Source organism: Achromobacter sp. HZ01 (assembly GCF_003267925.1).
Classification (GTDB): Bacteria; Pseudomonadota; Gammaproteobacteria; order Burkholderiales; family Burkholderiaceae_B; genus Achromobacter; species Achromobacter pulmonis_A.
In genome coordinates this window covers 247,874-273,481 of record NZ_LWKV01000001.1, presented here as the reverse complement: position 1 = coordinate 273,481, position 25,608 = coordinate 247,874, and the positions used below count along the sequence as shown (strand labels likewise).

Annotated in this window: 24 protein-coding genes and 1 pseudogene; 2 read left to right on the top strand and 23 right to left on the bottom strand. The window is 67.3% G+C overall.

Translation table 11 applies throughout. The features are described 5' to 3' along the window. Nucleotides 1-18 precede the first annotated feature (18 nt). From A6B37_RS01250 to aceA, 3 genes and pseudogenes are all read right to left on the bottom strand, one after another. On the bottom strand, nt 19-351 hold the full coding sequence (locus tag A6B37_RS01250; RefSeq protein ID WP_102772355.1) for an XRE family transcriptional regulator: 333 nt from the start codon (nt 349-351) through the stop codon (nt 19-21). A gap of 26 nt (nt 352-377) precedes the next feature. After that, a pseudogene (locus A6B37_RS01245) lies at nt 378-560 on the bottom strand (type II toxin-antitoxin system RelE/ParE family toxin); the annotation flags it as partial. Nucleotides 561-809: 249 nt separating this feature from the next. Next, the gene (gene aceA, locus A6B37_RS01240; RefSeq protein WP_102772357.1) at nt 810-2,129 is read right to left on the bottom strand and encodes an isocitrate lyase; all 1,320 of its coding nucleotides are present in this window, start codon (nt 2,127-2,129) and stop codon (nt 810-812) included. A 320-nt stretch (nt 2,130-2,449) separates the two neighbouring features. On the opposite strand from aceA, the gene queF reads away from it, so the two are divergent. Next, nucleotides 2,450-3,274, top strand: a complete 825-nt coding sequence (gene queF / locus A6B37_RS01235) for an NADPH-dependent 7-cyano-7-deazaguanine reductase QueF (protein ID WP_111824680.1) — start codon at nt 2,450-2,452, stop codon at nt 3,272-3,274. A gap of 24 nt (nt 3,275-3,298) precedes the next feature. Here queF and A6B37_RS01230 read toward each other — a convergent pair whose 3' ends face one another. From A6B37_RS01230 to A6B37_RS01175, 12 genes are all read right to left on the bottom strand, one after another. After that, complete coding sequence (locus A6B37_RS01230) at nt 3,299-4,300, bottom strand: cytochrome-c peroxidase (RefSeq protein ID WP_102772359.1); 1,002 nt, start codon at nt 4,298-4,300, stop codon at nt 3,299-3,301. 110 nt (nt 4,301-4,410) lie between these two features. After that, nucleotides 4,411-5,715, bottom strand: a complete 1,305-nt coding sequence (locus A6B37_RS01225; RefSeq protein ID WP_111824679.1) for an MFS transporter — start codon at nt 5,713-5,715, stop codon at nt 4,411-4,413. Between the two features lie 130 nt (nt 5,716-5,845). Beyond that, nucleotides 5,846-6,418: a CDP-diacylglycerol--glycerol-3-phosphate 3-phosphatidyltransferase gene (pgsA, locus tag A6B37_RS01220; protein ID WP_102772361.1), complete on the bottom strand. Its 573-nt coding sequence runs from the start codon at nt 6,416-6,418 to the stop codon at nt 5,846-5,848. A gap of 177 nt (nt 6,419-6,595) precedes the next feature. Next, nucleotides 6,596-8,422, bottom strand: coding sequence for an excinuclease ABC subunit UvrC (uvrC, locus tag A6B37_RS01215; protein WP_111824678.1), 1,827 nt, complete (start codon nt 8,420-8,422; stop codon nt 6,596-6,598). Further along, nucleotides 8,385-9,443 (bottom strand): beta-N-acetylhexosaminidase, encoded by a 1,059-nt coding sequence (gene nagZ, locus A6B37_RS01210; RefSeq protein ID WP_111824677.1) that lies wholly within the window; start codon nt 9,441-9,443, stop codon nt 8,385-8,387. Before nagZ ends, uvrC begins: the two co-directional genes overlap by 38 nt. Before the next feature lie 51 nt (nt 9,444-9,494). After that, nucleotides 9,495-9,920: a holo-ACP synthase gene (gene acpS / locus A6B37_RS01205; RefSeq protein WP_111824676.1), complete on the bottom strand. Its 426-nt coding sequence runs from the start codon at nt 9,918-9,920 to the stop codon at nt 9,495-9,497. A gap of 13 nt (nt 9,921-9,933) precedes the next feature. Further along, the gene (locus A6B37_RS01200) at nt 9,934-10,674 is read right to left on the bottom strand and encodes a pyridoxine 5'-phosphate synthase (protein ID WP_111824675.1); all 741 of its coding nucleotides are present in this window, start codon (nt 10,672-10,674) and stop codon (nt 9,934-9,936) included. Beyond that, complete coding sequence (locus A6B37_RS01195; RefSeq protein WP_111824674.1) at nt 10,671-12,158, bottom strand: efflux transporter outer membrane subunit; 1,488 nt, start codon at nt 12,156-12,158, stop codon at nt 10,671-10,673. Before A6B37_RS01195 ends, A6B37_RS01200 begins: the two co-directional genes overlap by 4 nt. Continuing rightward, nucleotides 12,155-15,370, bottom strand: coding sequence for an efflux RND transporter permease subunit (locus tag A6B37_RS01190; protein ID WP_102772367.1), 3,216 nt, complete (start codon nt 15,368-15,370; stop codon nt 12,155-12,157). The genes A6B37_RS01195 and A6B37_RS01190 overlap by 4 nt, the downstream gene beginning before the upstream one ends. 62 nt (nt 15,371-15,432) lie before the next feature. Beyond that, on the bottom strand, nt 15,433-16,689 hold the full coding sequence (locus A6B37_RS01185) for an efflux RND transporter periplasmic adaptor subunit (RefSeq protein WP_111824673.1): 1,257 nt from the start codon (nt 16,687-16,689) through the stop codon (nt 15,433-15,435). A gap of 208 nt (nt 16,690-16,897) precedes the next feature. Continuing rightward, nucleotides 16,898-18,091, bottom strand: coding sequence for a patatin-like phospholipase family protein (locus tag A6B37_RS01180; protein ID WP_111824672.1), 1,194 nt, complete (start codon nt 18,089-18,091; stop codon nt 16,898-16,900). A gap of 17 nt (nt 18,092-18,108) precedes the next feature. Continuing rightward, nucleotides 18,109-18,705: a DUF4136 domain-containing protein gene (locus A6B37_RS01175; RefSeq protein ID WP_102772370.1), complete on the bottom strand. Its 597-nt coding sequence runs from the start codon at nt 18,703-18,705 to the stop codon at nt 18,109-18,111. A 144-nt stretch (nt 18,706-18,849) separates the two neighbouring features. Between A6B37_RS01175 and A6B37_RS01170 the strand changes: the two genes are divergently transcribed. Then, complete coding sequence (locus A6B37_RS01170) at nt 18,850-19,644, top strand: TOBE domain-containing protein (RefSeq protein ID WP_111824671.1); 795 nt, start codon at nt 18,850-18,852, stop codon at nt 19,642-19,644. A 218-nt stretch (nt 19,645-19,862) separates the two neighbouring features. Here the strand turns inward: A6B37_RS01170 and A6B37_RS01165 are convergent, their stop codons facing one another. From A6B37_RS01165 to A6B37_RS01135, 8 genes are all read right to left on the bottom strand, one after another. Continuing rightward, entirely contained in the window at nt 19,863-20,549 is a 687-nt protein-coding gene (locus A6B37_RS01165; protein WP_111824670.1) for an ATP-binding cassette domain-containing protein, read from the bottom strand. Continuing rightward, nucleotides 20,546-21,232: a molybdate ABC transporter permease subunit gene (gene modB / locus A6B37_RS01160; RefSeq protein ID WP_102772374.1), complete on the bottom strand. Its 687-nt coding sequence runs from the start codon at nt 21,230-21,232 to the stop codon at nt 20,546-20,548. Before modB ends, A6B37_RS01165 begins: the two co-directional genes overlap by 4 nt. Before the next feature lie 23 nt (nt 21,233-21,255). Beyond that, complete coding sequence (gene modA / locus A6B37_RS01155) at nt 21,256-22,011, bottom strand: molybdate ABC transporter substrate-binding protein (protein ID WP_111824669.1); 756 nt, start codon at nt 22,009-22,011, stop codon at nt 21,256-21,258. 100 nt (nt 22,012-22,111) lie between these two features. Beyond that, a complete protein-coding gene (speD, locus tag A6B37_RS01150) occupies nt 22,112-22,462 on the bottom strand; it encodes an adenosylmethionine decarboxylase (protein WP_102772376.1) in 351 nt (116 codons plus the stop codon). Then, nucleotides 22,459-22,611: a hypothetical protein gene (locus tag A6B37_RS26020; RefSeq protein ID WP_168202097.1), complete on the bottom strand. Its 153-nt coding sequence runs from the start codon at nt 22,609-22,611 to the stop codon at nt 22,459-22,461. Before A6B37_RS26020 ends, speD begins: the two co-directional genes overlap by 4 nt. A 4-nt stretch (nt 22,612-22,615) precedes the next feature. Beyond that, on the bottom strand, nt 22,616-24,088 hold the full coding sequence (locus tag A6B37_RS01145; protein WP_111824668.1) for a DUF4178 domain-containing protein: 1,473 nt from the start codon (nt 24,086-24,088) through the stop codon (nt 22,616-22,618). A gap of 14 nt (nt 24,089-24,102) precedes the next feature. Then, complete coding sequence (locus A6B37_RS01140) at nt 24,103-25,128, bottom strand: SPFH domain-containing protein (RefSeq protein WP_102772378.1); 1,026 nt, start codon at nt 25,126-25,128, stop codon at nt 24,103-24,105. Nucleotides 25,129-25,170: 42 nt separating this feature from the next. Continuing rightward, nucleotides 25,171-25,557: a DUF350 domain-containing protein gene (locus A6B37_RS01135; protein ID WP_102772379.1), complete on the bottom strand. Its 387-nt coding sequence runs from the start codon at nt 25,555-25,557 to the stop codon at nt 25,171-25,173. Nucleotides 25,558-25,608: the final 51 nt, after the last annotated feature.

The window sequence follows — 25,608 nt, the reverse complement described above, 5'->3', positions numbered from 1 at the left end:
TTACCTGTCAAGCCCGCCTCAGCCTATCGCCAGCCGGACGGGCTTGCCGACGCGGCTCAGCATCTCGACCAGCGTGTCGATGGTGAACTTCGCCGTCTTCTTGTTCACCACGTCCGATACGCGCGGGCGCGACACCATCAGTATCCGCGCGGCCTCGGCCTGCTTCAGATGGTGCTGCTCGATCCAGTCGGCCAAGGCCGACATCAGTTGTTCCTTGAGCAGCTGCGTGTCATTGATCTGCTGTTTCGCCGCAGCCTGCAGGCGCGCGGCTTCCTCGGCCGGAAACCCCAGTTCCAGGAACAGGTTCGCGTCTGCTTTGGTGACATGGCGGATTTTCGTGTCGACGTTCATATCCTGCCTCTTCTAGCATTCACCATGTCGCGGATTCGGATTTCCCGCGTTCCGGCGCCTATCGCATCGAAAGACTTCCAGGCGTCCGGCTCCAGCCCCGCCTGGACCAGGCTCAACTGGAAACCGGCATCTCGCCGCGGTTCGTCGGGGAATGCCACCAGATCTTCATAGGCGGACCCGACCCAACGAATTTCCTTCATGCACTGCATACGCGATCGCCGTATAAAATTTTATACATATTTTCTGGAGATCTCAAGGCCTGCCGCATTCCAGGAACGCAGGCCTGGTCAACTACGATGTGAAAATAGCGTATGAACGCCGCGCAATCCTGCGATGCGTGAGCTTTTTACCCACCCTGATGTGCCGCCTGCCCCCGCAGACAAAAAAAGGGTGCCCGCAGGCACCCAAATCCACCCTACAACAGCACTACAACCACATAACTTTCCAATAACGCTCCCTTACGCAGCCTTCTGAGCCTTGCCGTGCTCGAACTGGGCTTCCTCGGTCGAGCCCGTCAGCGCGGTGGTCGACGACTGTCCGCCTTCGATGGTCTGAGTGACGGCGTCGAAGTAGCCGGTGCCCACTTCGCGCTGGTGCTTGACGGCGGTGAAGCCCATTTCGGCCGCGGCGAATTCCTTTTGCTGCAGTTCGACGAAGGCGCTCATCTGGCGGCGGGCGTAGCCGTGGGCCAGTTCGAACATGCCGTAGTTCAGGGCGTGGAAGCCGGCCAGGGTGATGAACTGGAACTTGTAGCCCATGGCGCCCAGTTCGCGCTGGAACTTGGCGATGGTGCCGTCGTCCAGGTTCTTCTTCCAGTTGAACGAGGGCGAGCAGTTGTAGGCCAGCAGCTTGCCGGGGAACTGGCGATGGATGGCCTCGGCGAACTTGCGGGCGTATTCCAGGTTGGGCGTCGAGGTTTCGCACCAGATCAGGTCCGCGTAGGGCGCATAGGCCAGGCCGCGCGAGATGGCCTGGTCGATGCCGGCGCGGGTGCGGAAGAAGCCTTCGACGGTGCGCTCGCCGGTGATGAAGGGACGGTCGTTCTCGTCCACGTCGCTGGTCACCAGGTCGGCGGCGTCGGCGTCGGTGCGGGCCAGCAGCACGGTGGGCGTGCCCATGGTGTCGGCGGCCAGGCGGGCCGAGACCAGCTTGGAGACGGCTTCGCGGGTGGGCACCAGGACCTTGCCGCCCATGTGGCCGCACTTCTTCACGGAGGCGAGCTGGTCTTCGAAGTGCACGCCGGCGGCGCCGGCCTCGATCATGGCCTTCATCAGCTCGAAGGCGTTGAGCACGCCGCCGAAGCCGGCTTCGGCGTCGGCCACGATGGGCGCGAAGAAGTCGATGTAGCCCTCGTCGCCCGGGTTCTTGCCTTCCATCCACTGGATCTGGTCGCAGCGGGTGAGCGAGTTATTGATGCGGCGCACGACCTGCGGCACCGAATTCGCGGGGTACAGGGACTGGTCGGGGTACATTTCGCCGGCCAGGTTGGCGTCGCCGGCGACCTGCCAGCCGGACAGGTAGATGGCCTTCAGGCCGGCCTTGACCTGTTGCATGGCCTGGTTGCCGGTCAGGGCGCCCAGCGAATTGACGAAGGGCTCGCTGTGCAGGAGTTCCCACAGGCGGGTCGAACCGCGGCGGGCCAGCGTGTGCTCCACGGCGACGGAGCCGCGCAGGCGGATCACGTCTTCGGCGCTGTAGTCGCGCTTGATGCCTTGCCAGCGGGAATTCTCGGCCCAGTCCTTCTGCAGATTGCGGATTTCGGTTTCGCGGTTGCTCATGGTGATGCTCCTGGTCAGTGATGGGAAAGACTTCTGGATTCGGGGTCCTGCATTGCTTGAATCGTTGGAGAAAGTCTAAGCCCGTGCTGCAGAGCAAGGTAGGCATATGTCTTATACAAGACAAAAAATATTATTCAATATAATCAATAAGTTATAAACTCAATTTCGTATCACGAAACGCAATTGTCATCTGTGAAATGCACTGACGCTGCTGCGCAGCAGGCACTTTCACATGGCGAGGGTTACATTTCACGATACGAAAAATAAGGCACCGCGGAGCGCCTAAAATACGCCCATTCCCCTGCTTTCCAGATACCGCCATGACCTTGTCCCACGGTCCGCTCGGCCAGAGCGTGTCCTACGTCTCGCAATACGATCCGACGCTGCTGTTTCCCATCGCGCGCTCGCACAACCGCGCCGCCCTGAACCTGGCCGACGGCAAGCTGCCGTTCAAGGGCGTGGACCTGTGGAACGCCTATGAGCTGTCGTGGCTGGACGCCAAGGGCAAGCCGCGCATCGCCATGGCCACGTTCTCGGTGCCGGCCGACAGCCCCAACATCATCGAGTCCAAGTCGTTCAAGCTATACCTGAATTCGTTCAACCAGACCCGGCTGGTCAATTCGGCCGCCTTGCGCGGCCGCCTGGAGCGCGACCTCAGCGCCGCGGCCGGCGCGCCGGTCGGGCTGGACTTCTTCCTGCCGCAGCGCTTTTCCGAATTGCGGATGGGCGAGCTGGACGGGATCTATATCGACAAGCTGGACATCGAGATCGACACGTACGAGCCGGCGCCCGAGCTGCTGCGCACGCGCGCCGGCGATCCGGTCGAGGAAACGCTGGCTTCGCGCCTGCTCAAGTCGAACTGCCCGGTGACCGGCCAGCCCGACTGGGCCAGCGTGCAGATCCGCTACCGCGGCGCGCCCATAGACCGCGAATCGCTGCTGCGCTATATCGTGTCGTTCCGCCAGCATGCGGAATTCCATGAACATTGTGTGGAACGGATTTTCACCGACATCATGCAGGCCTGCCGGCCCGAGCAGCTGACCGTGTATGCGCGCTACACGCGCCGCGGCGGGCTGGACATCAATCCGTGGCGCAGCAATTTCGAGGCGGCGCCGCCGGCGGACCTGCGCACGGTCCGCCAGTAGCGCCGCCCTGCCCCGGCCCGGGCCTTACTTCACGAAGGGCTCGGGCCGCGGGGTGTCGTCGGCCGACGGCGGCAGTATCGGGTACTGGATCGCCGGCTGGTCGCCGGTCAGCGTCTTCAGGAAGGCCACGATCTGCCCGTTCTCGTCGGGCGTGAAGGTGCGGCCCAGCTGGAGCCGGCCCATGATGTCCACGGCTTCGGTCAGCGTGGCGGCCTCGCCGTCATGGAAGTACGGATAGGTCAGCGCCACGTTGCGCAGCGTGGGCACCTTGAAGTTGAAGCGGTCGGCGTCCTTGCCGGTCACCGCCGCCCTGCCCTCGGCCTTGTTCTCGGTCTGATATGGCATGACCAGGCCCATCTTCTGGAACGAGTTGCCGCCCACCGCCACGCCGTTGTGGCAGGCGACGCAGCCGCTGTTCTTGAAGAGTTCGTAGCCGGCCAGCTCGCGCACGGTCAGCGCCTTCTTGTCGCCGCGCAGCCATTGGTCGAAGCGCGAGTTGGGCGTGACCAGGGTTTCCTCGAACGCGGCCAGCGCGCCGGTCACTTCCTCGATGGTGATGCCGTCCTTGCCGAAAACCTGCTTGAATTCGGCGCGGTAGCCGGGAATCGAGCTCAGCACCTGGATGGCCAGTTCGTGCGTGGACGCCATTTCCATGGGGTTGGCGATGGGGCCGCCGGCCTGCTCGCGCAGGTCCTTGGCGCGGCCGTCCCAGAACTGCGCGATGTTCAGGCTGGAATTGAGCACGGTGGGCGAATTGATCCCGCCCTTCTGCCACTGGTGGCCGATGGAGGCCTTGAGGTTGTCCGAACCGCCCATGCCCAGGTTGTGGCAGGAGTTGCAGGAAATCGCGCCGGACCGCGACAGGCGCGGATCGAAGAACAGTTTCTTGCCGAGTTCGACCTTGGCGGGGTCCTTGACGACGGCGGGTTCCACCGGCTGTATCGGTTCCTGCGAGGCCGCCGAAGCCAGGGCGTTCCAGCCGCCCAAGGCGATCCCCGCTGCCAGCAACACGCTTGCCTTCTTCATTTGCTTCTCCTGGGTAATGACCTTTATGACTGCAAGGTCATTACATCAGGCTGAAGCCGGGCGGGCTTTGCGTCGTGTCAAGAGGCGGCCGGCGGGCGCCGGCCGTGCGCTCAGGGGCGCGCCACCGCTCCGCCGGCGGCGGCGGGTTCGGCGCGGCGCGCCTGCACCGCGATCCACTGCGCCAGCAGGGCCGCGGCCGCGAACGCCACGCCGGCGCCGACCCACGGGCCCTGGCGCAGACCGGCGTCGAGCAGCAGGCCGAAGGCCAGGGGCCCCAGGGCCGAGCCCACGTCCATGCCGGAATAGACCAGGCCGTAGACCGAGCCGGTGGCGCCCTTGGGCGTGACGCGGCGGATCAGCATGTCGCGCGAAGGCGCGGCCACGCCGGAGCAGAAACCGGCAAGGCCCACCACGGGCGCGGCCAGCACGGCCGGCACCAGGCCCAGCGCCAGCACCACCAGGGTCAGGCCCGCCAGGATCAGCGCCACCATTACCGTGCGCTCGGTGCGCGGATTGGCCGACACCAGGAAGCCGCCCGCGGCCATGCCGACGGCCGAAGCCACCATATAGCCCGACAGCGCCGAGCTGGCGGCGACCTTGGACAAGTCGTACAACTGGCCCAGCAGCGGGATGGTGTAGTTCTGCACCGAGGACAGCGCGATAGAGGTGCAGGCGAAGAACAGGAACGCGCCCCACAACGCCGGCTTGGACAGCAGCGTGGCCAGCGTGGTCAGCACGCCTTCCTGCGGCTTGGGCGAGGTCTTGCCGGCGGCGGGCTTCGGTTCGGCCTCGCCCTGTTCGGCATGCGGCAAGGGGCCGCCGAGCAGGTCGCGTCCCAGCACGGTCAGCAGCAGCACCAGCGCGACCAGGCCGGCCGCGCTGTAGGCCGCGACGCGCCAGTCGGCCAGCAGCGTGATGGTGGTCATGAACACCGGCGTCAGCGCCCAGCCCAGGTTGCCGGTCAGCCCGTGCGTGGAAAACGCGTGGCCCAGCCGCGGCGCGGTGATGCGGTGATTGATGATGGAATAGTCGGCCGGATGGAATACCGAGTTGCCGACGCCGCCCACGACGGCGGCCGCGACCAGCATGGCGTAGCCCGTGGCCGAGCCGATCAGCAGCCCCGACAGCACGAAGCAGGCCAGCCCGAACCACAGCACCGGCCGCGCGCCGACCCGGTCGACCACGAAGCCCGAGGAGGCCTGGCCGATGCCCGACACCACGTAGAAGGTGGAAACCAGCAGCCCCAGGCGGGCGAAGTCCAGCCCGAATTCATTGCCCAGCGAAACGTACAGCGAGGGCAGCACCAGCTGGAAAAAGTGCGAGGAGGCATGGGCCACCCCGATCAGCAGAATGATTTTCCAGTCGCGCCGGCGGACGGCGGCGTCCACGGCCAGGGTATTCGCAGCGGTATTCATCGCAAAAGGCCGCCGATAGCGGCAAAGTGCGCAGCGCCCGGGGCGCCGCGCGGGTTGTCTCCGGCCGACGTCCGGCATGGGCCCGGCGTCGGATTCTGGTTGAGGTTCAGGGCCGTGACGGGCCCGGCCGCTACATGGCCTTTTCGCGGATCGCGGGCCAGGCGCGCTGCAGGTAATACAGCATAGACCAAACGGTCAGGACCGCGGCGATGACGATCAGCACGTCGCCCAGCAGCTTGGCGTCGATGCCGTAGATCGGCTGGTTGTACAGCAGACAGGGAATCGCCACCATCTGCGCGGCGGTCTTGAACTTGCCCAGGCGGTGCACCGCCACGCTGGCGCTGGCGCCGATCTTGGCCATCCATTCGCGCAGCGCGGAAATGGTGATTTCCCGGCCGATGATGATGAGCGAGATGAAGGCGTCCACCCGGCTCAGGTCCAGCAGCACGATCAGCGCGGCGCAGACCATGAGCTTGTCGGCCACCGGGTCCAGGAAGGCGCCGAACGCGGAAGTCTGGTTCCAGCGGCGGGCCAGCCAGCCGTCGAACCAGTCGGTCAGGGCCGCGATGATGAAGGCCCAGGCCGCGAGCGTATCGCGCGTGGGCACGGACATCCAGCTATCGGGCAGGTAGAACAGCCCGACCACCAGCGGGATCATGGCGATACGCAGCCATGTCAGGATAATGGGTACGTTAATTGGCATAGTGTTCGTATGCTACAGCAAGACCCCCCCGAAGCGCCTGCGGCGCTTCCCCCCAGGGGGGCGCCGCTACAGACCGGCGGAGCCGGATCTGTGCGGCCTGGATTGTGGGGCGGCGGTTGCTTGCGGGGGGTGGGGTTCTTTGGCTAGGTCGGGGGCTTGGAGTTTAGCGTTGTGGGGTTAACGCAAGGCTTCATAGATTCTTATCGCTAGGTCGTAGGAGATGCCGTCTACCGAGGCCAGGTCTTCTATGCTGGCCGACGCCACGCCGGAGAAGCCGCCGAAGCGGGCCAGCAGGCGCTGGCGGCGGCGGGCGCCTACGCCTTCTATTTCTTCCAGGCGCGAGACATTGCGCGCCTTGGCGCGGCGCGCGCGCATGCCGGTGATGGCGAAGCGGTGGGCTTCGTCGCGGACCTGGGCGATCAGCATCAGGGCCGCGGATTCGCCGCCCAGGGCGACGGGCGGGCGTTCGTCGGCGAAGACCAGGGTTTCCAGGCCGACCTTGCGGCCCTCGCCCTTGGCCACGCCCACCAGGGTCTGGATGTCCAGGCCCAGTTCCGCGAACACCTTGCGCGCCACCTCGACCTGGCCCTTGCCGCCGTCGATCAGCACCAGGCCGGGCATCGGCGCCTCGCCGTCGGCGACCTTGGCGAAGCGGCGGGTCAGCACCTGGCGCATGGCGGCGTAGTCGTCGCCCGGCGTGATGCCGGCGATGTTGTAGCGGCGGTACAGCGAGGGCTGCATGTCGTGGTGCTCGAACACCACGCAGGAGGCCTGCGTCGCCTCGCCGGCGGTATGGCTGATGTCGAAGCACTCGATGCGCAGCGCGTCCAGCGCGGCCTCGTCGGTGTCCAGGTCCAGCGCCTCGGCCAGCGCCAGCGTGCGCGCCGCGCGCGCGCCGGATTCGGTGAGCGCGCGCGCCAGGGCCATCTCGGCGTTCTTGCCGGCCTGCTCCAGCCAGGCGCGGCGCGTGCCTTGCGGCCGGGTCAGCACCCTGGCGGGCCGTCCGCCGGCCTGCTCCATCAGCAGTTCGATCAGGCCGGCGTCCGGCAGCGCGTGCGAACACACCAGCACGGGCGGCATGACGTTGTCGGTGTAGTGCTGGGCCACGAAGGCCTCCAGCACCTGGGGCGCGGCCTCGCCCTCGGCGTGCGAGGGAAAGAAAGGCTTGTCGCCCAGGTGGCGGCCGCCGCGCACCATCGCGAGATTCACGCAGACCTTGCCGCCGGCGATGGCCACCGCGATGATGTCGGTGTCCTCGCCGCTGACGTTTTCCATGGTCTGCTGGTGCAGCACGCGCGCCAGCGACCCCATCTGGTCGCGCAGCGCCGCGGCCTCCTCGAAGCGCAGTTCGCTGGAGGCCTGCAGCATGCGGCTTTCGATCTCGCCCATCACGTCCTTGGCTTCGCCGTTCAGGAAGCGCACGGCGCGCTGCACGTCGCGTTCGTATTCCGCGGCCTCGATCGCGCCCACGCAGGGCGCCGAGCAGCGGCCGATCTGGTGCAGCAGGCAGGGCCGCGAACGGTTGGCGAAAACCGTGTCCTCGCAGGTGCGCAGGCGGAAGACTTTCTGCAGGATCTGTATGGTTTCGCGCACCGCCCAGGCGTTGGGGAACGGGCCGAAAAACTGGCCGCGCTTGTTGGTGGCGCCGCGGTAGTAGGCGATGCGCGGCCAGGCATGGCCGGTGATCAGCAGGTACGGATACGACTTGTCATCGCGAAACAGGATGTTGTAGCGCGGCTTCAGGCTCTTGATGAGGTTGTTTTCCAGGATCAGCGCCTCGGCCTCCGAGCGCGTGACGGTGACCTCCAGCCGCGCCACCTTCGCCACCATCTGGGCGATGCGCGGGCTGGCCAGGTTCTTCTGGAAATACGACGAGACGCGCTTTTTCAGGTCGCGCGCCTTGCCGACATACATGACCTCCCCGGCCGCATCCAGGTGCCGGTACACGCCCGGCAGATGCGGCAGGTCAGCCAGGAACGATTTGAGATTGAAGTCGTCGGGCATTCTGGTAACGGGTTTCGGCCTGCAGGGCGTCCCAGTCCGGCGCCGCGTAGCGCGGCATCAGGCGGCGGATCCGGGCCACGGATTCGGGCGGATGCTCGAATTCCAGGCGCGCCAGCAGGTCGTCGGCCAGGTCGGGCCGGTTGCACACCAGCACCATATCGCAGCCGGCGCCCAGCGCGGCCTGGGCGCGGGCCAGGATGTCGCCGGCCACCGCAGCGCCTTCCATGGTCAGGTCGTCGGAGAACACCACGCCATCATAGGCCAGGCGCTTGCGCAGAATGTCCTGCACCCAGCGCCGCGAAAAGCCGGCCGGCTGGGAATCGACCTTGGGATAGATCACGTGGGCGGGCATCACCGAGGGCAGCACGGCGTCGCCCAGCCAGGCGTACGGCGCGGCGTCCTCTTCCAGGATGCGTTCCAGCGGGCGGTCGTCCACGGGAATCTCGTGGTGCGAATCGGCCTCGACGAATCCGTGGCCGGGGAAATGCTTGCCGCAGGCCGACATGCCGGCCAGCTGCAGGCCCTGGATCAGCGCGCGCGAGAGCATGGCCACCACGCGCGGATCGCGGTGGAAGGCGCGGTTGCCGATCACCTTGCTCACGCCGTAGTCCAGGTCCAGCACCGGCGTGAAGCTCATGTCCACGCCGCAGGCGCGCAGCTCGGCGGCCAGCACGTAGCCGGCCTCGGTCGCCAGGCGCATGGCCATGAGCGGGTCGCGCTCCCACAGCGCGCCCAGCTCGCGCATCGGCGGCAGCGGCGTGAAGCCGTCCTCGCGGAAGCGCTGCACGCGCCCGCCCTCGTGGTCCACCAGGATCAGCAGCGGTTCCTTGCGGGCCTTGTGGATCTGGCGCGTCAGCTTGGTGAGCTGGCGGCGGTTCTCGAAATTGCGCGCGAACAGGATCACGCCGCCCACCAGCGGGTGGCGCAGGCGCTGCTTTTCTTCCTTGGTCAGCGAGTAGCCCGCCACGTCGACCATCACGGGGCCGGGCGGCAGCGTCTTGCTGGATTTTTTCTTGGCCATGTCAGGCTGTCCTTCTGTCTGTGTCCGGCAAGCCGGCCGGCGAAGCCGGAATCAGGGCTTGCGTTCGACCACCACGTAGGCGGCGGCCATGTCGGATTCGTCGGTAATGGAAACATGGGCGGCGCCGAAGCGCTGCGCATACCAGTCCTGCAATTCGGGCGCGATCACCAGCACCGGACGTCCGCCGGGCGCGTTCAGCGTCTGCACGCGCCGCCAGGTCATGGGCATGCGCATGCCCAGGCCGATCGCCTTGGAAAACGCTTCCTTGGCCGCGAAACGCGTGGCCAGAAAACGCAGGCCGCGCGCCGGATCGCGCGCGCGGCGGGCGTGGAATTTCTGCAATTCCTCGGCGCCCAGGATTTTTTCGGCGAAGCGGTCGCCGTGGCGCGCCAGCGCGCGCTCGATGCGGTCGATGCGCAGCAGGTCCATGCCGATGCCGGCGATGGCGCCTGCGGGAGCGGGAGCGGGAGCAGCCATGCGAAGCCGGGGCTCAGCGCCCGCGCAGCGCCTGCAGGCGGGCCTGCACCATCAGCGCCTTCATGTCGCGCACGGCCTTCTCCCAGCCGTCGAACACCGCCTGCGCCACGATGGCGTGGCCGATATTGAGCTCGGAGATGCCGTCCAGCGCGGCCACCGGCGCGACGTTGCCGTAGTGCAGGCCGTGGCCGGCGTTCACGCGCAGGCCGTGGCGCAGCCCCTCGGCCAGCGCCACGCGCAGGCGTTGCAGCTCGGACTCGGCGGCCTGGCCTTCGGCTTCGGCGTAGGCGCCGGTATGCAGTTCGATCACCGGCGCGCCGGCCTTGGCCGCGGCCTCGATCTGGACCGGGTCCGGATCGATGAAAAGCGAGACGCGGATGCCGGCTTCGGAGAGCAGCGCCACGGCGTCGGACACCGGGCCCAAGGCGCCGGCCACTTCCAGCCCGCCCTCGGTGGTGAGCTCGGTGCGCTTTTCGGGCACCAGGCAGACGTCGTCGGGCTTGACCGCGCAGGCGATCTCCAGCATTTCGGGCGTGACCGCGCATTCCAGGTTCATGCGCGTGCGCAGCTGCGGCCGGATGGCGTAGACGTCGGCGTCCTGGATGTGGCGCCGGTCTTCGCGCAGATGCAGCGTGATCAGGTCGGCGCCGGCGTCCTCGGCGCGCAGCGCGGCGGCCACCGGGTCGGGATAGGCCGTGTGGCGCTGCTGCCGCAGCGTGGCGACGTGATCGATGTTTACACCAAGTTCTATCATTGCACTTTCGTCGTTGCTTCCCAGCCGCCGCCCAGGGCCTTGTACAGTTCCACGCGGTTGATCAGCGCCGCAAGGCCGGTCTGGACCAGCGCGAGCTGGGCATTGAAAAAGTCCACCTGCGCGGTCTGCACCTGCAGGTAGCTGTCGATACCATTGGTATAGCGCAGATTCGACAGTTCCAGGGTGCGCGCCGACGCGGTCTGCAACGCGCGCTGGGCGTCGAGCTGGGCGGAATAGGTGGCCTCGCCCGCCAGCGCGTCCGAGACTTCGCGGAACGCCTGCTGGATGGTCTGCTCGTACTGCGCCACGGCGATATTGTCGCGCGCCTTGGCCAGGTTCAGCCCTTCGCGGATGCTGCCGCCGGCGAACAGCGGCGTGGTGATCGAGGGCGAGAAGCTCCAGTACCCCTGCCCGCCCTTGAACAGATCGCCCAGCGACGGGCTGGCCACGCCCAGCAGGCCGGTCAGCGAGATGGTCGGGAAGAACGCCGCGCGCGCCGCGCCGATATTGGCGTTGGCGGCCTTCAGCTGGTTCTCCGCGGCGACGATGTCGGGGCGGCGCTCCAGCAGGTCGGACGGCAGGCCGGCCGGCACCGTGGCCAGCAGCTGGTCGCGGCCGAACGTGGCCGGCGCCGGCAGGTCCTGCGGCAGCGGCGTGCCCACCAGCAGCACCAGGGCGTTGGTCGCCTGGGCCTGGGCGCGCGCCAGCTGCGCCAGGTCGGCCGAGGCCGAATCCAGCAGCGACTTGGACTGGTTCAGGTCCAGTTCCGAGGCCACGCCGCCGTCGAAGCGGCGCTTGACCAGGTCATAGGACTCCTGGCGCGAGGCCAGCGTGCGCTGCGTCAGGTCCAGCTGGACCTCGGCGGCGCGCAGGTTGAAATACGACTGGGCGACCGCGCCCACCAGCGTGATGTGCACGCTTTTCTGCGCCTGTTCGGTCGACAGGTATTGCTGATAGGCGGCCTCGGACAGGTTGCGCAGGCGGCCGAACAGGTCGATCTCGAAGGTCGTCAGGCCGATGCCGGCCTGGTAGGAGCTGCTGATCGAGCCGGCGCCCGGCATGCGCATGTTTTCGGGCAGGTGCTGGCGCTGGCCCTGGATGCCGGCGCCGATGCTGGGCCATTGCGCGCCGCGCTGGATGCCGTACTGGGCGCGGGCTTCTTCGACGCGCTGCACCGCCACGCGCAGGTCGCGGTTGTTGACCAGCGCCAGTTCGATCAGGCTTTGCAGGCGCGGATCGCGGAAGAATTCGCGCCAGCCCAGGTCGGCCGCGGGCGTGCCGTCCTGCGGCATCACCCCGGTCGACGGCTGGGTGCCCAGCGTGGTGGGCTTGGCGTAGCCGCCGTACTGCACCTTGGGCTGGTCGGGCCACAGGCCCGACACCGGGGGATCGGGACGCTTGTAGTCGGGCGCCAGCGAGCAGCCGGCCAACGCCACCGCCACGCAGGCGGACAAGGCGGTCTGTCTGAACTTCAGGGCCATCATTGCTTGCCCTCCGGGCCACCATTGGGTTGTGCGGGTTCCTGCGCGGACTCGCCGGCAGCCTTCCTGGCGGCCTGCTCTTCCTCGAAGGCGCGCAGTTCGGCGCCCAGCAGGCGCGGGCGGGTCTTGAACAGGCCCAGCACCACCACGAAGAAGGTCGGCACGAAAATCACGGCGAACGGCGTGGCGGCGAGCATGCCGCCCAGCACGCCCAGGCCCACCGCGCGCTGGCTGGCCGCGCCCGCGCCGGTCGCCATCGCCAGCGGGACCACGCCCAGGATGAAGGCCAGCGAGGTCATCAGGATGGGGCGGAAACGCAGCCTGGCGGCTTCCACCGCGGACTCGTACAGCCCCATGCCGCGGGCGTACTGGTCCTTGGCGAACTCCACGATCAGGATGGCGTTCTTGGCCGCCAGGCCGATCACGGTCACCATGCCCACCTGGAAGTACACGTCGTTGGACATGCCCAGCGCGCTGATCAGCGCCACGGCGCCCAGCATGCCCAGCGGCACCACCAGCATCACCGACAGCGGGATCGCCCAGCTTTCATACAGCGCCGCCAGCACCAGGAACACGACCAGCAGCGACAGGCCCATCAGGATGGGGGCCTGGTTGCCGGCCTGGCGTTCCTGGTAGGACAGGCCGTTCCACTCGAAGCCGAAGCCCTGCGGCAGCAGCCCGACCAGGCGTTCCATCTCGGCCATGGCCTCGCCGGTGGTGTAGCCCGGCGCCGCGTCGCCGCTGATGCGCATGGACTCGTAGCTGTTGTAGCGCACCACCTGCACCGGACCCTGCTGCCATTCGGCCTTGACGAAGGTCGACAGCGGCACCATGCCGCCCTGGGCGTTGCGCGCGTTGAGCTGCAGCACGTCGTTGAGCTGCATGCGGTATGGCGCGTCGGCCTGCACCCAGATGTTCTGCATCCGGCCCATGTTGGGGAACTTGCTCAGGTAGGCTGAGCCCACCGCCGTGGAGATCAACGAGGCGGCCTCGTTGAAGTCCACGCCCAGCGCGGCCGCCTTGTCCCGGTCGATCGTCAGGTTCAGCTGCGTGCCGGCGCCCAGGCCGGTGATGCGCACCTGCGACAGCACCGGGCTCTTCATGGCCTCGCCCATCAGCTGGCCGGTGGCCGCGGCCAGCGCGGCCGAACCCGCCGCCGCGCGGTCCTGCAGGCGGAAGTCGAAGCCGGTGGCGTTGCCCAGCGACGAGATGGCCGGCGGCACCAGGGTGAACACCTGCGCGTCGTGGATGCCCATCAGCTGCGTCTCGAAGGCCTTGAACGCGATCGCGCCGGCGGAATCCTGGCGCTCCTTGCGCTCGGCGAAGTCCTTGAGCGTGACGAAGGCGATGGCGGCGTTCAGGCCGTTGCCGTTGAAGCTGTAGCCCTGCACCGCGATCACGTTCTCGACGGCCGGCACCTCGGAGAAGTATTTCTCGACCTGTTCGATCACCTCGACCGTGCGGTTGGCGGTGGCGCCGGTAGGCAGCTCGATGTTGCTGACCACGTAGCCCTGGTCTTCCTCGGGCAGGAAGGACGAAGGCAGGCGCAGGTACAGCCAGCCCAGCAGCACCACCAGCAGCGCGAACACCAGCATCATGCGCCCGCCGCGGTGCAGGATGCGCGACACCCAGTTCTGGTAGCCGTGGGTGGTGGCGTCGAACTTGCGGTTGAACCAGCCGAAGAAGCCCTTCTTCTCGTTGTGGTGGCCCTTGGGCACCGGCTTGAGAATGGTGGCGCACAGCGCCGGCGTGAAGGTCAGCGCCAAAAGCGCCGAGAAGAAGATCGACACGGCCATGGCCACGGAGAACTGGCGGTAGATCACGCCCACCGAACCGCTCATGAAGGCCAGCGGCAGGAACACGGTCACCAGCACCAACGTGATGCCGATAATGGCCCCGCTGATCTGCGGCATGGCTTTCTTGGTCGCTTCCTTGGGCGGCAGCCCTTCGGTCGCCATGATCCGCTCGACGTTCTCGACCACCACGATGGCGTCGTCCACCAGAATGCCGATGGCCAGCACCATCGCGAACATGGTCAGCACGTTGATGGAGAAGCCCAGCGCCAGCATCACCGCGAACGCCCCCAGCATGGCCACCGGCACCACCAGCGCCGGGATCAGGGTGTAGCGCACGTTCTGCAGGAACAGGTACATCACCAGGAACACCAGCACCATGGCCTCGACCAGGGTGTGGACCACCTGCTCGATGGACACCTTCACGTAGGGCGCGGTGTCGTACGGGATGGAATAGGTGATGTTGCCGGGGAAGTACTTGGACAGTTCTTCCATCTGCTGGCGCACGCCCTGCGCGGTGGCCAGCGCGTTGGCGTCCGGCGACAGCACGATGGCGAAGGCCGCCGTGGGCTTGCCGTTCAGGCGGGCGCCGAACTGGTAGTTGTCGGCGCCGACCTCGATGCGGGCGACGTCGCGCAGCAGCACCTTGGAGCCGTCGGTGTTGGCGCGCAGCACGATCTGGCCGAAGCCCTCGACCGTGCTCAGCTGGCCGTTGGCCGTGACCGTGGCGGTGATGCGCTGCGAATCCGGATTGGGCGGCGCGCCGATGCTGCCGCCCGAAATCACCACGTTCTGGCTGGCGATGGCCTGGTTGACCTGCGACATGCTCAGGTTGAAGCCCACCAGCTTGGCCGGGTCCACCCAGACGCGCATGGCGCGCGGGGCGGCGAACAGCTGGAACTGGCCCACGCCGGGCACGCGCGACACCGGGTTCTTGATGTTGCGGGTGATGTAGTCGGCCAGCGCGGTCTGGTCCAGCGAGCCGTCGGTGGACGACACCGCCGCCACCATCAGGAAGCCCGTGCTGGTCTGCTCGTATTGCAGGCCCTGCTGCTGCACGGCGGTCGGCAGCTGCGCGACCACGTTGGACACGCGGTTCTGCACGTCCACCTGCGCCAGGTCGGGGTTGGTGCCGGGCCGGAAGGTGGCGGTGATGGTCGAAGTGCCGTACGAGTCGCTGACCGACTCGTAGTAGATCAGGCCCTTGGCGCCGTTGAGCTGGTCCTCGATGATACTGGTGACCTGCTCGGCCACTTCATTGGCCGAGGCGCCCGGATAGGTGGCCGTGATGGTGATCGCCGGCGGCGCCACGTCCGGATACTGCGAAACCGGCATGTTCGGGATGGCCAGTATCCCGGCCAGCAGGATGAACAGGGCGACTACCCAGGCGAAAATCGGTCTATCGATAAAAAATTGCGGCATGTGGGCTGACTCTGAAAGCGATGCTCACGAAAGAGGAACGCGGCGCAAGCGCCGCGTGCCGCTTAAGATTTCTGGCCTGCGGGCTCGGCCGGCTTGGCGTCCGGCTTGGCGTCCGGCTTGGCTTCGGGCTTGGCTTCCGGCGCTGCGGCGGGCTGGGCGCCCGGCGCGGGCGCCGCGCCCTGCTGCTTGGTCCAGGGGCTGGCCTTGACCGGCGCGCCCGGGCGGACCTTCTGGAAGCCTTCCACGACCACCACGTCGCCGGCCTTCAGGCCGCTGGTGACGACCCATTGGTTCTTGATGGCGCCGCCGGTGGTCACCGGCACCTGCTCGATCTTGTTGTCCTTGACCAGCATCAGGCTCTGCATGCCGTCGGCCGTGCGCTGCAGCGACTGCTGCGGCACCATCAGCGCCTTGTCGTCGACGCCCTGCTCCAGCCGCACGCGCACGTACATGCCGGGCAGCAGGATGCCGTCGGGGTTGGGCACTTCGGCGCGCAGGTTGACCTGGCCGGTGGACGGGTCCACGGTGATGCCGGTGAACAGCAGCTTGCCGGGATGGTCGTACTCGGTGCCGTCTTCCAGCACGATGGTGGCGCGCGCCATGTCCTTGCCGACCTGCTGCAGCTTGCCGCTGGCGAAGGCGCGGCGCAGCGACGCCAGTTCCGCGGTGGACTGGGTGAAGTCCACGTAGATCGGGTCGAGCTGCTGCACGATGGCCATCTGCGTGGCGGACGTGGCCTCGACCAGCGCGCCCTCGGTGACCAGCGGCTTGCCGATGCGGCCCGTGATGGGCGAGGTGACGTCGGTGTAGCCCAGGTTGATGGCGGCATTGTCCTGCGCCGCCTTGGCAGCGGCGACCGCGGCGTCGGCCTGGCGGTACGAAGCCACGGCGTTGTCGTATTCCTGCTTGCTGACGGCGTTGGCCTTGACCAGCGGCGCGTAGCGGTCGGCCAGCAGCTTGGCGCTGAACAGGTTGGCCTGCGCCTGCTTGAGCTGCGCGGTGGCCTGATCGTAGGCGGCCTTGTAGGGCGCCGGGTCGATCTTGAACAGCAGCTGGTTTTCCTTGACGTCGCCGCCCTGCTCGAAGGTGATCTTCTGCACGATGCCGGTGACCCGCGAACGGATCTGCGCATCGCGCACGGCGTCGACCCGGCCCGGCAGCTCCGACACGATGGGCGCGCGCTGCGGCTGGATCGTGATGACGCTTACCTGCGGCATGCCTGGATTCATATGCGGCTTTTCGCCGCAACCCGCCAATATCAGCGCGAGGACGCCGCCCGAAAAAGCCAGCCTCGAAACACGTTTAGGCGAAAACCGCATTGAAACCCCCGCGTAGGTATCCGTAGTCGCGACAAGCAAGCGCGTTATTTTTCCGCGACTTTTGCCCGCGGTCAAAATAACGCATTCGTCATCAAGGTGTTTGAATAGCCCGTTAATGTAACTCAGTTATCGGGGAAACCACGGATTTTCATCTCGCAAAATCGCCCGCGCGCGCCGGTTTGCGGCATGGAATCAACAATCTGCGCCCTCAGGTGCGCGTGCCATTGCGGTGTATGTCGTGGGTCACGAAGCAACTGTTCTCGGTGGGCCGGTCCAGGATGCCGGGCTTGGCGAGGGTATGGCGTATATCGGCCAGCCCCGCTTCCCAGTGCTCGCGCATGGCCTCGGTGCCGAATTCATAATCCTTGGAAAATCGCTCTTCGTGCTTGGATTCGTATATCAAGTTGACGATATTGGTGGCCGGCGTATGCGAGAGCTTGCGCAATTCCGCCAGGTCGGCGGCGTTGCGCTCGGCCTCGGGCAGGCGCTCGAGCAGCCGCTGCAGCCCGTGGCGCAGTTTCAGCACGCGCCGCAGCTGGTCGGTGACCAGGCGGGTCCGGCTCGAATACTGGATGTCCTTCTGGCGCTCGGCCACGTCTTCCAGCGAGGCCGGCAAATTGCCGCGCGCCGGCCATAGATCGACCTGGAACGCCAGGGTGTCGCGCATGGTCTCGGTGGTCAGCACCTGCGCCAGCGGCGTATTCGAGACGAGGCCGCCGTCCCAATAATGCTGGCCGTCGATTTCGACCGCCGGAAAACCCGGCGGCAAGGCGCCCGAGGCCATGATGTGCTCGGGTTCCAGCTTGTGCTTGAGGCTGTCGAAATAGGCGAAGTTGCCGCTGCGCACGTTGACCGCGCCGAAGCTGGCGCGCACCGCCCCGCTGTTGAGCAGATCGAAATCCACGAATTGCCGCAACGTCGCGGCCAGCGGCGTGGTGTCGTAGAAACTGGTGGAGGCCGCGCCCTGCCCGCGCACCAGATACGGCGGCGGCACGCGCGGCTTGAAAAACCCCGGCTGCCCGGAGAACAGGGCCTGCATCGCCGATATCTGCCCGTTCAGCACCGGCGAGCCGAAGCCGAACGGCACGCCGGCGAACATCTGCGCCAGCGTCTCGCCCCAGGGCAGCGCGGCGAAACCGGCCGGGCGGCAGATGCTTTCCCAGAAGCCGCGCAGCCGCTCCACGCGCTCGTCCTCGGGCGAGCCGGCGATGATGGCCGCATTGATGGAACCGATGGAGATCCCCGAGATCCAGTTGGGCCGGATGCCCGCCTCGTGCAGCCCCTCGTAGACCCCGGCCTGGTAGGCGCCGAGAGCGCCGCCGCCCTGCAGCACCAGGGCGACGACTTCGTAGGGCGGCGTATCGCCGGTGTTCCTGGACTGTGCCTTGCGGCGTGCGCTCATGCGGGAATTCCTTGCTGCTAGGGTTTGCTCTGCTTGTCCGGCACCTGCGGCGCGGCCACGCCGGCGCGGAACGGATACTTGGCGAAGATCTCGGCGACGACCTGGTCCACCTTCTGGGGGGAGCCGGTGCTGTCCGGGTCCTGCACCTCTCCCACCGCCACGCCTTCCCACACCAGCTGCCTGCGGCGCGCGTCGACCAGGTCGATGTTCAAGGTGCCCTCAGTATATTGATAGACGTCCTCGCCCCAGCCATAGCCGGGCCAGCCGCCGTAGAAGCCAGCGCGGTAGCCGTAGTACGGCCCCATCGGGGCGGCCGGGGTGACCTGCGTCTTCTGCTGCATCTTGGCGCCGAAGTTGACCAGCAGGTCGGGACTGGAGGCGCTATAGGTGTAGCCGCGCATCTCCATCTGGCTGCGCGTGGCGTTCTTGAGCCGCTCGGTCAGCAGCGTGCTGTAGCCGGCCCGGTCTGTGCCCAGCGGCGTCATGAAACCGAACGTGCGGTACTGGGCGAAATCGGCCTGGTGGTCGTAGTCGCCTTTCACCGTGGGGCCCGAGGCGCAGGCCGCCAACAACCCCGTCATGGAACCCGCCGCCAGCCATTTCAACGCTTTCATGTCGTTTTCTCCGAGAGCCCAAGGCGCAAACATAGTGCCGCGAAGCCCGCGAAATATCAACAGAATCTCATTCTCACCGTGCCCGCGCCGCGCGCCGTCCAGTACACTCTGCGCCTGTCTACACACCGCACAGGCCCGCTACCGATGTTGGAACTCGACGGCTCGATCTGGTTTCGTTCCGGCGCCCAGACCTGGGGCGGAAAAAACCGCATAGACCTGCTGGCGCAGATCGACGCCACCGGCTCGATCACCAACGCCGCGCGCGCCGTGGGCATGAGCTACAAGGGCGCCTGGGACGCCATCGACGCCATGAACAACCTGGCCGGCGAACCGCTGGTGATCCGCGCGGCCGGCGGCAAGGGCGGCGGCGGCACCCGCCTCACCGACCGCGCCCGCCGCCTGATCGCGACCTTCCGGGCGCTGGAGGCGGAACACCGCAAGTTCATGGAAAACCTGACCCGCGCCGGCCTGGACGCCAGCGGCGACATCGACCTCATGAGGCGCTTCATGCTCAAGACCAGCGCGCGCAACAAGCTGTTGGGCACCGTCATCCAGGTGCGCGCCGGCGCCGTCAACGACGAGATCGTGCTGCGCATCGCCGGCGGCCAGGCCATCACCGCCACCATCACCCGCGAAAGCACGCAGGAACTGGACCTGGCCGTGGGCAAGGAGGCGATCGCGCTGATCAAGGCCTCGTCGGTCATCGTCGGCGCGCCCGGACCGGGCCTGCGCCTGTCGGCGCGCAACCAGCTGCCGGGCACGATCTCGGCGCTGCATCCGGGCGCGGTCAACAGCGAGATCCTGATTGCGCTGGAGGGCGGGGTCACGCTGGCGGCCATCGTCACCAACGAAAGCGCCAAGGACCTGGGGCTGGACGTCGGCGCGGACGCGGTGGCGATCTTCAAGGCTTCGAGCGTGATTCTCGGGGTGCTGGATTAAAGGGTGTCGGCCCAGGCGCGTGGATGGGTGCAGCGCGTAGGATGGGTGCAGCGCGGCAGTTCCTGGGCTAGAACCCGATCATCGAACGCGCGTAACCCATCGGCCGGCGGCAGCCGGCATTTGGGCTTGCAACGAAAGGCGGCGGCTGGCGCCGCCTGATGGGTTTCGCGCGCTGGGTATTGGTGTTCTTGCTTAAAGACTCTCGCGCTGCACCCATCCTACACGCCCACGTCCCCGTCATAGCGGCGCACGCTGCCCTCGCGCACTTCGAACACTTCGTCGGCCAGGGCGTCCACGTCGGCGGGGTCGTGCGTGATCAGCAGCATGGGCACGTCCAGCTGGCGCTGCAAGGCGTTGAGCTCCAGCCGCATTTTGCCGCGCAGCTGCGCGTCCAGGGCCGAGAACGGTTCGTCCAGCAGCAGGATGTCCGGCTGCAGCATCAGGGCGCGCGCCAGCGCCACGCGCTGCTTCTGGCCGCCGGAAATCTCGGCGGGATAACTGCCTACGATGGCGCCCAGTTCGAACGCTTCCACCCAGCGGCGCGCCTGCGGGCCGACCTCGCGTCTGGGCGGGTTGAGCCAGCCGCGGCGCAGTCCGAACGCGATGTTCTGCGCCACGGTCAGGTGGGGAAACAACGCGTAGTCCTGGAACAGATAGGCCACGCGGCGCGACTGCGCCGGCAGGCAGATGCCGGCCGCGGCGTCGTACAGCACGCGGCCGTTGATCTCGATGCGCCCGGCGTCCGGGCGCAGCAGGCCGGCCACCGCGCGCAGGGTCAGGCTCTTGCCGGCGCCGGACGGGCCGAACAGCGCGATGCGCTTGGCCGAGGAATCGAAGGCCACGTCCAGCGAAAAACGCCGTTCGCCCGACTGCATCTGCTTGCGCACCTGGATGCTGACGCTCATCGCGCGCCCTCCTCGCGCCGCCCGCCGGCCAGCGGCACCAGCCTGCCGGCCAGCAGCAGCACCACGATGCAGGTCGCGGAAGTCACCAGCACCAGCAGGTTGGCGGTGGCGTCGTCGCCGGCCTGCACCGCTTCGTAGATCGCCACCGACAGGGTCTGGGTGCGTCCGGGCAGGTTGCCGGCGATCATCAGCGTGGCGCCGAATTCGCCCAGCGCGCGGGCGAACGCCAGCAACACGCCGGCGGCGATGCCGCGCGCGGCCAAGGGCAGCGTGACGCGGAAGAACACGCCCGCCTCGCACACGCCCAGCACGCGCGCCGCGTTCTCCAGCTGGCCGTCCACGTTCTCGAAGGCGGCGCGGGCCGACTTGAACACCAGCGGGAAAGCCACCACGGACGCGGCGATCACCGCGCCCTGCCAGGTGAATACCAGCTCTATGCCCCAGCCGGCCAGCGTCTCGCCGATGACGCCGCGCCGGCCCAGCAACACCAGCAGGTAATAGCCCAGCACCGTGGGCGGCAGCACCAGCGGCAAGGTGAAGATGGCGTCCAGCAGGTCGCGGCCCGGCCAGCGCCAGCGCGACAGCGCATAGGCCGCGGCCGTGCCGGACACGGCGGCCAATAGCGTTGCCCAGCCCGCCACTTTCAGGGAAAGCAGCAGCGGGACCCAAACCGGATCAGTCATCGGCGCCTACGATTCAACAGGTCTCAGGGCTTCTGGAAGCCGTAGCGCGACAGTATCGCCTGACCGGCGGGAGACAGCACATAGGCGACGAAACTTTCGGCTTGCCTGGCCGCCGCGTCGCGCGCCGTGATAGCGATGGGATAGGTCACCGGCGTCTGCGAGGGCACGCGCACCGCGATCCTGACCTTGTCGGGCATGATGGCCGCGTCGGTGGCGAACACGAAGCCCGCGTCGACCTCGCCGCGCGCCACGTAGTCCAGGCTCTGACGCACGTTCTGGGCCAGCACGCTCTTGGCCTGCACCGCGTCCCACAGGCCGGCGGCCTCCAGCGCGCCCTTGGTGTAGCGTCCCACCGGCACCGAGGCCGGGTTGCCGTAGGCCACGCGCTTGATCTCCGGGCGCGTCAGGTCCTCGAGCGCCGCGATGCCCGCCTTGCTGTCGGCCGGCACGATCAGCACCACCTGGTTGGCGGCGAAGTCCACCCGCGACTCCGGCCGCACCGCTTTCTCGGCGACCGCCTTGTCCATGGCTTTCTGGTCGGCCGAGGCGAACACGTCGGCCGGCGCGCCCTTGACGATCTGCTGCAGCAGCACGTCGGAGGCGCCGAAATTCAGGATCACCTTGGCGCCGGCGTGCGCTTTCTCGTAGCCCTGCGCCACTTCCTTGAACGCGTTGGTCAGGCTGGCGGCGGCCGACACCACCAGCTCGCCGGCGTGGACGCCGCCGCCCCAGGCAAGGGCAAGCGCCGCGGACAGCGTGACGAGGGGACGTTTGAACATAGTTTTCTCCGTGCAGATTCACGAAATATATATAGGTATATAACGCTCGTCAATTTGGCTCTGCGCGGGAGATTGAGCCAGATCAAGCAGAGAGGCGGCCTCAGCCGCGCGCCACCGTGGTGACGTTCACCGACTCGGGCGCCAGCAGTTCGCGCAGCCGTTCCAGCGCGAGTTCGGGCCGGGCCGCGCCGCACATGAAGATGTCCAGGGCCGCGTAGCGGTGCTCGGGCCAGGAATGGATGCTGATGTGGGATTCGCTCAGCATGACTACGCCGGTCACGCCGGCGCCCTCGCCGAAATGGTGGAAATGGGCGCTCAGCACCTGCGCCCCGGCGGCCCGGGCCGCGTCGACCAGCTGCCGCTCCAGCGCCTGCGGATCGGACAGGCGCCCGGCCTGCACGCCGCGGAAATCGGCCAGCACGTGGCGGCCGGCGGTGGCGTGCACGGTCACTTGTGGAACCCGCCGGAAGACCAGCCGGAACTGCCCGAACTGCCGCCCCAACCGCCGCCGCCCCGATAGGCGCCGCCCGGGGAGCTGGCGGCGCTGGTCGCGGCCAGCACCACCACCACGGCATAGATGGCATACAGGATCTTGCCCATCGCGCTATTCGTCCTTGCCGGAAAATCTGTCCGCCAGCACGGCGGGGACCCAGAGGAACGCCATGCCGATCACGATGGGCATGAAGTGTCCGCTGAAAATCTCGTCCAGGTTGAGCGCGCCCAGCCCGATCATGGCGATCCAGGCCCACTTGCGGTAGCCGCCGTCCTGCGCGGCGCGGCGCGGCGCGGCCTTCTGCCCGGCCAGTTGGGGCTTGCCGAACCACCGCGCCACCTGGGCGGCCCCCACCGGCGTGCTTGCCGACCAGCCCAGTTCGGTGTCGGTCAGTTCGCGCGTGAGCTTGAGGCTGGTGGCCTGGTAATCCGTGATCGCGGTGCTGTCGCCCACTTTCACGCGCCAGTTGAAGGCGCCCAGCGCCAGTTCGACGCGCGAGGTGTAGTCGTACAGCTTCTTGTACAGCTTGGAACGCCAGCGCACGCTGGTCGCGTCGTTATGGCTGGGCCAGCTGTCGCAGACCTGCACGCGCTCCCAGCCCTCGTCCGTCTCGACCAGCCAGATAAAGCCCTTGGTGGGATTGAACAGCAGGTATTCGATCCAGTCCGAAGGCTCTTCGGGATCGGGATCGGCGCACTTCATCAGGCCGATGATGGTGTAGGCGGCGCCGTCGATCTCGGCGCGCGCACCCAGCGCCAGCGTGGTCTGGATCGCCTCGACCTTGCGCGCCTTCTCGATGACCTCGGCCGTGGGGCCCGAGCAATCGACCGCCGCCGCGCACGAGGGGCAGATCACCTGCGTGGCCAGGGCCGCCACGAAGCTTATCGGGGCGCCGCAATTGGGGCAGTCCAGCGCCTTGATCTGGCCGCGGAACCGGCCGGCGGTTTCCTCCACCTGCTCCGGGCTGCGCAGCGACGCCGCCTGCATGGCGGACAGGTCGAACGCCTTGCCGATATAGAGCACCGGCTCCGGCCCGTCGGAATAGTCCAGCGTCAGGAACGTGTCCAGGCTGCGGAAGTCCGCGGCCCTGGCCTGCCAGCCGTCGCCGGGCACGAAGGGCAGCTCGCCCTGCGCGCCGCCGGCCTGGCTGACCCGCACGTCGGCGGCCGTGTAGCGCTGGCCGTCCAGCTTTATTTCCACGCCCGGCGCGATTTCCTCGAACGGCGGCATGCCGTGCGCGTCCTTGACCTTGCGCCGCCGGGTCACGGCGTACTGGCCCGAAGCGTCCGACAGCCAGCCGTCCGAGCCGTCCTCGAACCACAGGTACCACTCGTTCCAGTAGCCTTCTTCGTAGCGCAGCTGGATGCGGCCGATGACGTCGAAGCGCTTGTCCTCGTACTTGCCGGCCGCGCCCAGGCACAGCGGCGAATAGTCCTCCAGCACCTCGGCCGTTTCGCCGATGCGCCGGACCGAGTCCGCATCCTTGAGCAAGGTGCTGCGGCATGCGCCGCAGACCGCCATCACGGAAGCCGTGGAGGTGAATTTGACGGGAGCGCCGCACTGCGGACACAGAACCTGTTGCATGCGTGGGCCAGGTCCTAGCTGGTGAGTTTCTTCAGCACCTCGGCCTTGGCCGAGTCATAGTCGGCCGCCGTGATCAGCCCCTTGTCCAGCAGGTCCTTGAGCTGCTGCAGGCGCTGCACCGGGTCCGCGCCTGCCGCGGGCTGCGCAGGTTGCTGGCCCGGCTGCGCGGGCGGCTGGCCCTGCGCCGCGCCCAGCCCCTGCGCCATGGTCTGGCCCAGCGCCGCGCCGGCGGCCAGGCCCGCGCCGATGCCGGCGATGCCGCCTTCGTTCTGCGCGGCCAGCGGAATCGAGGTGGCGGTCTGGTACTGGGTGAACTTGCCGAGGTCGCCGGCCATGCCCATCGAGATCCGCGTGTCCAGCGCCTTCTGCAGTTCCTCCGGCAGCGAGACGTTTTCCACCGTGAAGTTGTCCAGCCTGACGCCGTAGCGGTCGAACACCGGCGCGAGCTGTTCGGCGATGCTTTGCGACATCAGGCCCTGGTTGCCGGCCATGTCCAGGAACGGCACCTTGGAGCCGCCCAGCGCCGTGGTCATGGCCGCAACCACCATGTTGCGCAGCTGCGCTTCCAGGTCGTCGACGGTGTATTCGTCGCGCGTGCCGCTGACTTCGCGGTAGAACTTGCCCGGGTCGGAGATCTGGTAGGAATACACGCCGAACGCGCGCAGCCGCACCATGCCGAATTCGCTGTCGCGCAGCGTGACCGGCTGCGCCGTGCCCCAGCGCCGGCCCAGCTGCAGCCGCGTGCTGAAGAAGATCACGTCCGACTTGAAGGGCGACTCGAACAGCTTGTCCCAGTTCTTCAGGTAGGTCAGGATCGGCAGCGTCTGCGTGGTGAGCTTGTACATGCCGGGGCCGAACACGTCGGCCACCTTGCCTTCGTTGACGAACACCGCCATCTGCGACTCGCGCACGGTCAGGCTGGCGCCGTACTGGATTTCGAAGTCCTGCATCGGATGGCGCCAGGCGAGCACGCCGTCGCGATCCTCGTTCCATTGCAGGATGTCGATGAACTGCTTGCGGATGAATGAACCGAGACTCATGGAAAGTCCTCCTGTCGGGTCGGAGACTGCGCGCCTTGCGTATCAGGTCAGGCAGGCGGCGTTGACGATGCCGGCGGCGATCGAGATCGAGCCGATCAGGCCGCCCATGGCGATATTGTTTTCCCTGATGGCGTCGTTCATTCCGCGGATGGCCTGCGCCACCACCACGTAGACGACGATCTGCACCAGCATGGCGGCCAGGCCCCAGACCAGGAACATGACGAAGCTGGCGTGCAGCGCGATGCTGGAGCCCAGCGTCAGGCTGAAGCCCACCAGCGCGCCGCCGTAGGACAGCGCGGCGGCGATGTTGCCTTCGTGGATCAGCTCGAATTCCGGGTAGCGCGTCACCGCCGTGTAGACGGCCGTGAAGACGCCCAGCATCGCGAGCGCCGAAGCCATGTAGATCAGATAGGTCACCGCCGGATGCATTGCTTCTCCCATTGCCAGCCCTCCAATTGCGCGCAGTATATACGCCGGCTT

Coding starts and splice junctions, on each gene's coding strand:
- A6B37_RS01250 (WP_102772355.1), bottom strand. CDS start 351: ATGAACGTCGACACGAAAATCCGCCATGTCACCAAAGCAGACGCGAAC.
- aceA (WP_102772357.1), bottom strand. CDS start 2,129: ATGAGCAACCGCGAAACCGAAATCCGCAATCTGCAGAAGGACTGGGCC.
- queF (WP_111824680.1), top strand. CDS start 2,450: ATGACCTTGTCCCACGGTCCGCTCGGCCAGAGCGTGTCCTACGTCTCG.
- A6B37_RS01230 (WP_102772359.1), bottom strand. CDS start 4,300: ATGAAGAAGGCAAGCGTGTTGCTGGCAGCGGGGATCGCCTTGGGCGGC.
- A6B37_RS01225 (WP_111824679.1), bottom strand. CDS start 5,715: ATGAATACCGCTGCGAATACCCTGGCCGTGGACGCCGCCGTCCGCCGG.
- pgsA (WP_102772361.1), bottom strand. CDS start 6,418: ATGCCAATTAACGTACCCATTATCCTGACATGGCTGCGTATCGCCATG.
- uvrC (WP_111824678.1), bottom strand. CDS start 8,422: ATGCCCGACGACTTCAATCTCAAATCGTTCCTGGCTGACCTGCCGCAT.
- nagZ (WP_111824677.1), bottom strand. CDS start 9,443: ATGGCCAAGAAAAAATCCAGCAAGACGCTGCCGCCCGGCCCCGTGATG.
- acpS (WP_111824676.1), bottom strand. CDS start 9,920: ATGGCTGCTCCCGCTCCCGCTCCCGCAGGCGCCATCGCCGGCATCGGC.
- A6B37_RS01200 (WP_111824675.1), bottom strand. CDS start 10,674: ATGATAGAACTTGGTGTAAACATCGATCACGTCGCCACGCTGCGGCAG.
- A6B37_RS01195 (WP_111824674.1), bottom strand. CDS start 12,158: ATGATGGCCCTGAAGTTCAGACAGACCGCCTTGTCCGCCTGCGTGGCG.
- A6B37_RS01190 (WP_102772367.1), bottom strand. CDS start 15,370: ATGCCGCAATTTTTTATCGATAGACCGATTTTCGCCTGGGTAGTCGCC.
- A6B37_RS01185 (WP_111824673.1), bottom strand. CDS start 16,689: ATGCGGTTTTCGCCTAAACGTGTTTCGAGGCTGGCTTTTTCGGGCGGC.
- A6B37_RS01180 (WP_111824672.1), bottom strand. CDS start 18,091: ATGAGCGCACGCCGCAAGGCACAGTCCAGGAACACCGGCGATACGCCG.
- A6B37_RS01175 (WP_102772370.1), bottom strand. CDS start 18,705: ATGAAAGCGTTGAAATGGCTGGCGGCGGGTTCCATGACGGGGTTGTTG.
- A6B37_RS01170 (WP_111824671.1), top strand. CDS start 18,850: ATGTTGGAACTCGACGGCTCGATCTGGTTTCGTTCCGGCGCCCAGACC.
- A6B37_RS01165 (WP_111824670.1), bottom strand. CDS start 20,549: ATGAGCGTCAGCATCCAGGTGCGCAAGCAGATGCAGTCGGGCGAACGG.
- modB (WP_102772374.1), bottom strand. CDS start 21,232: ATGACTGATCCGGTTTGGGTCCCGCTGCTGCTTTCCCTGAAAGTGGCG.
- modA (WP_111824669.1), bottom strand. CDS start 22,011: ATGTTCAAACGTCCCCTCGTCACGCTGTCCGCGGCGCTTGCCCTTGCC.
- A6B37_RS26020 (WP_168202097.1), bottom strand. CDS start 22,611: ATGGGCAAGATCCTGTATGCCATCTATGCCGTGGTGGTGGTGCTGGCC.
- A6B37_RS01145 (WP_111824668.1), bottom strand. CDS start 24,088: ATGCAACAGGTTCTGTGTCCGCAGTGCGGCGCTCCCGTCAAATTCACC.
- A6B37_RS01140 (WP_102772378.1), bottom strand. CDS start 25,128: ATGAGTCTCGGTTCATTCATCCGCAAGCAGTTCATCGACATCCTGCAA.
- A6B37_RS01135 (WP_102772379.1), bottom strand. CDS start 25,557: ATGCATCCGGCGGTGACCTATCTGATCTACATGGCTTCGGCGCTCGCG.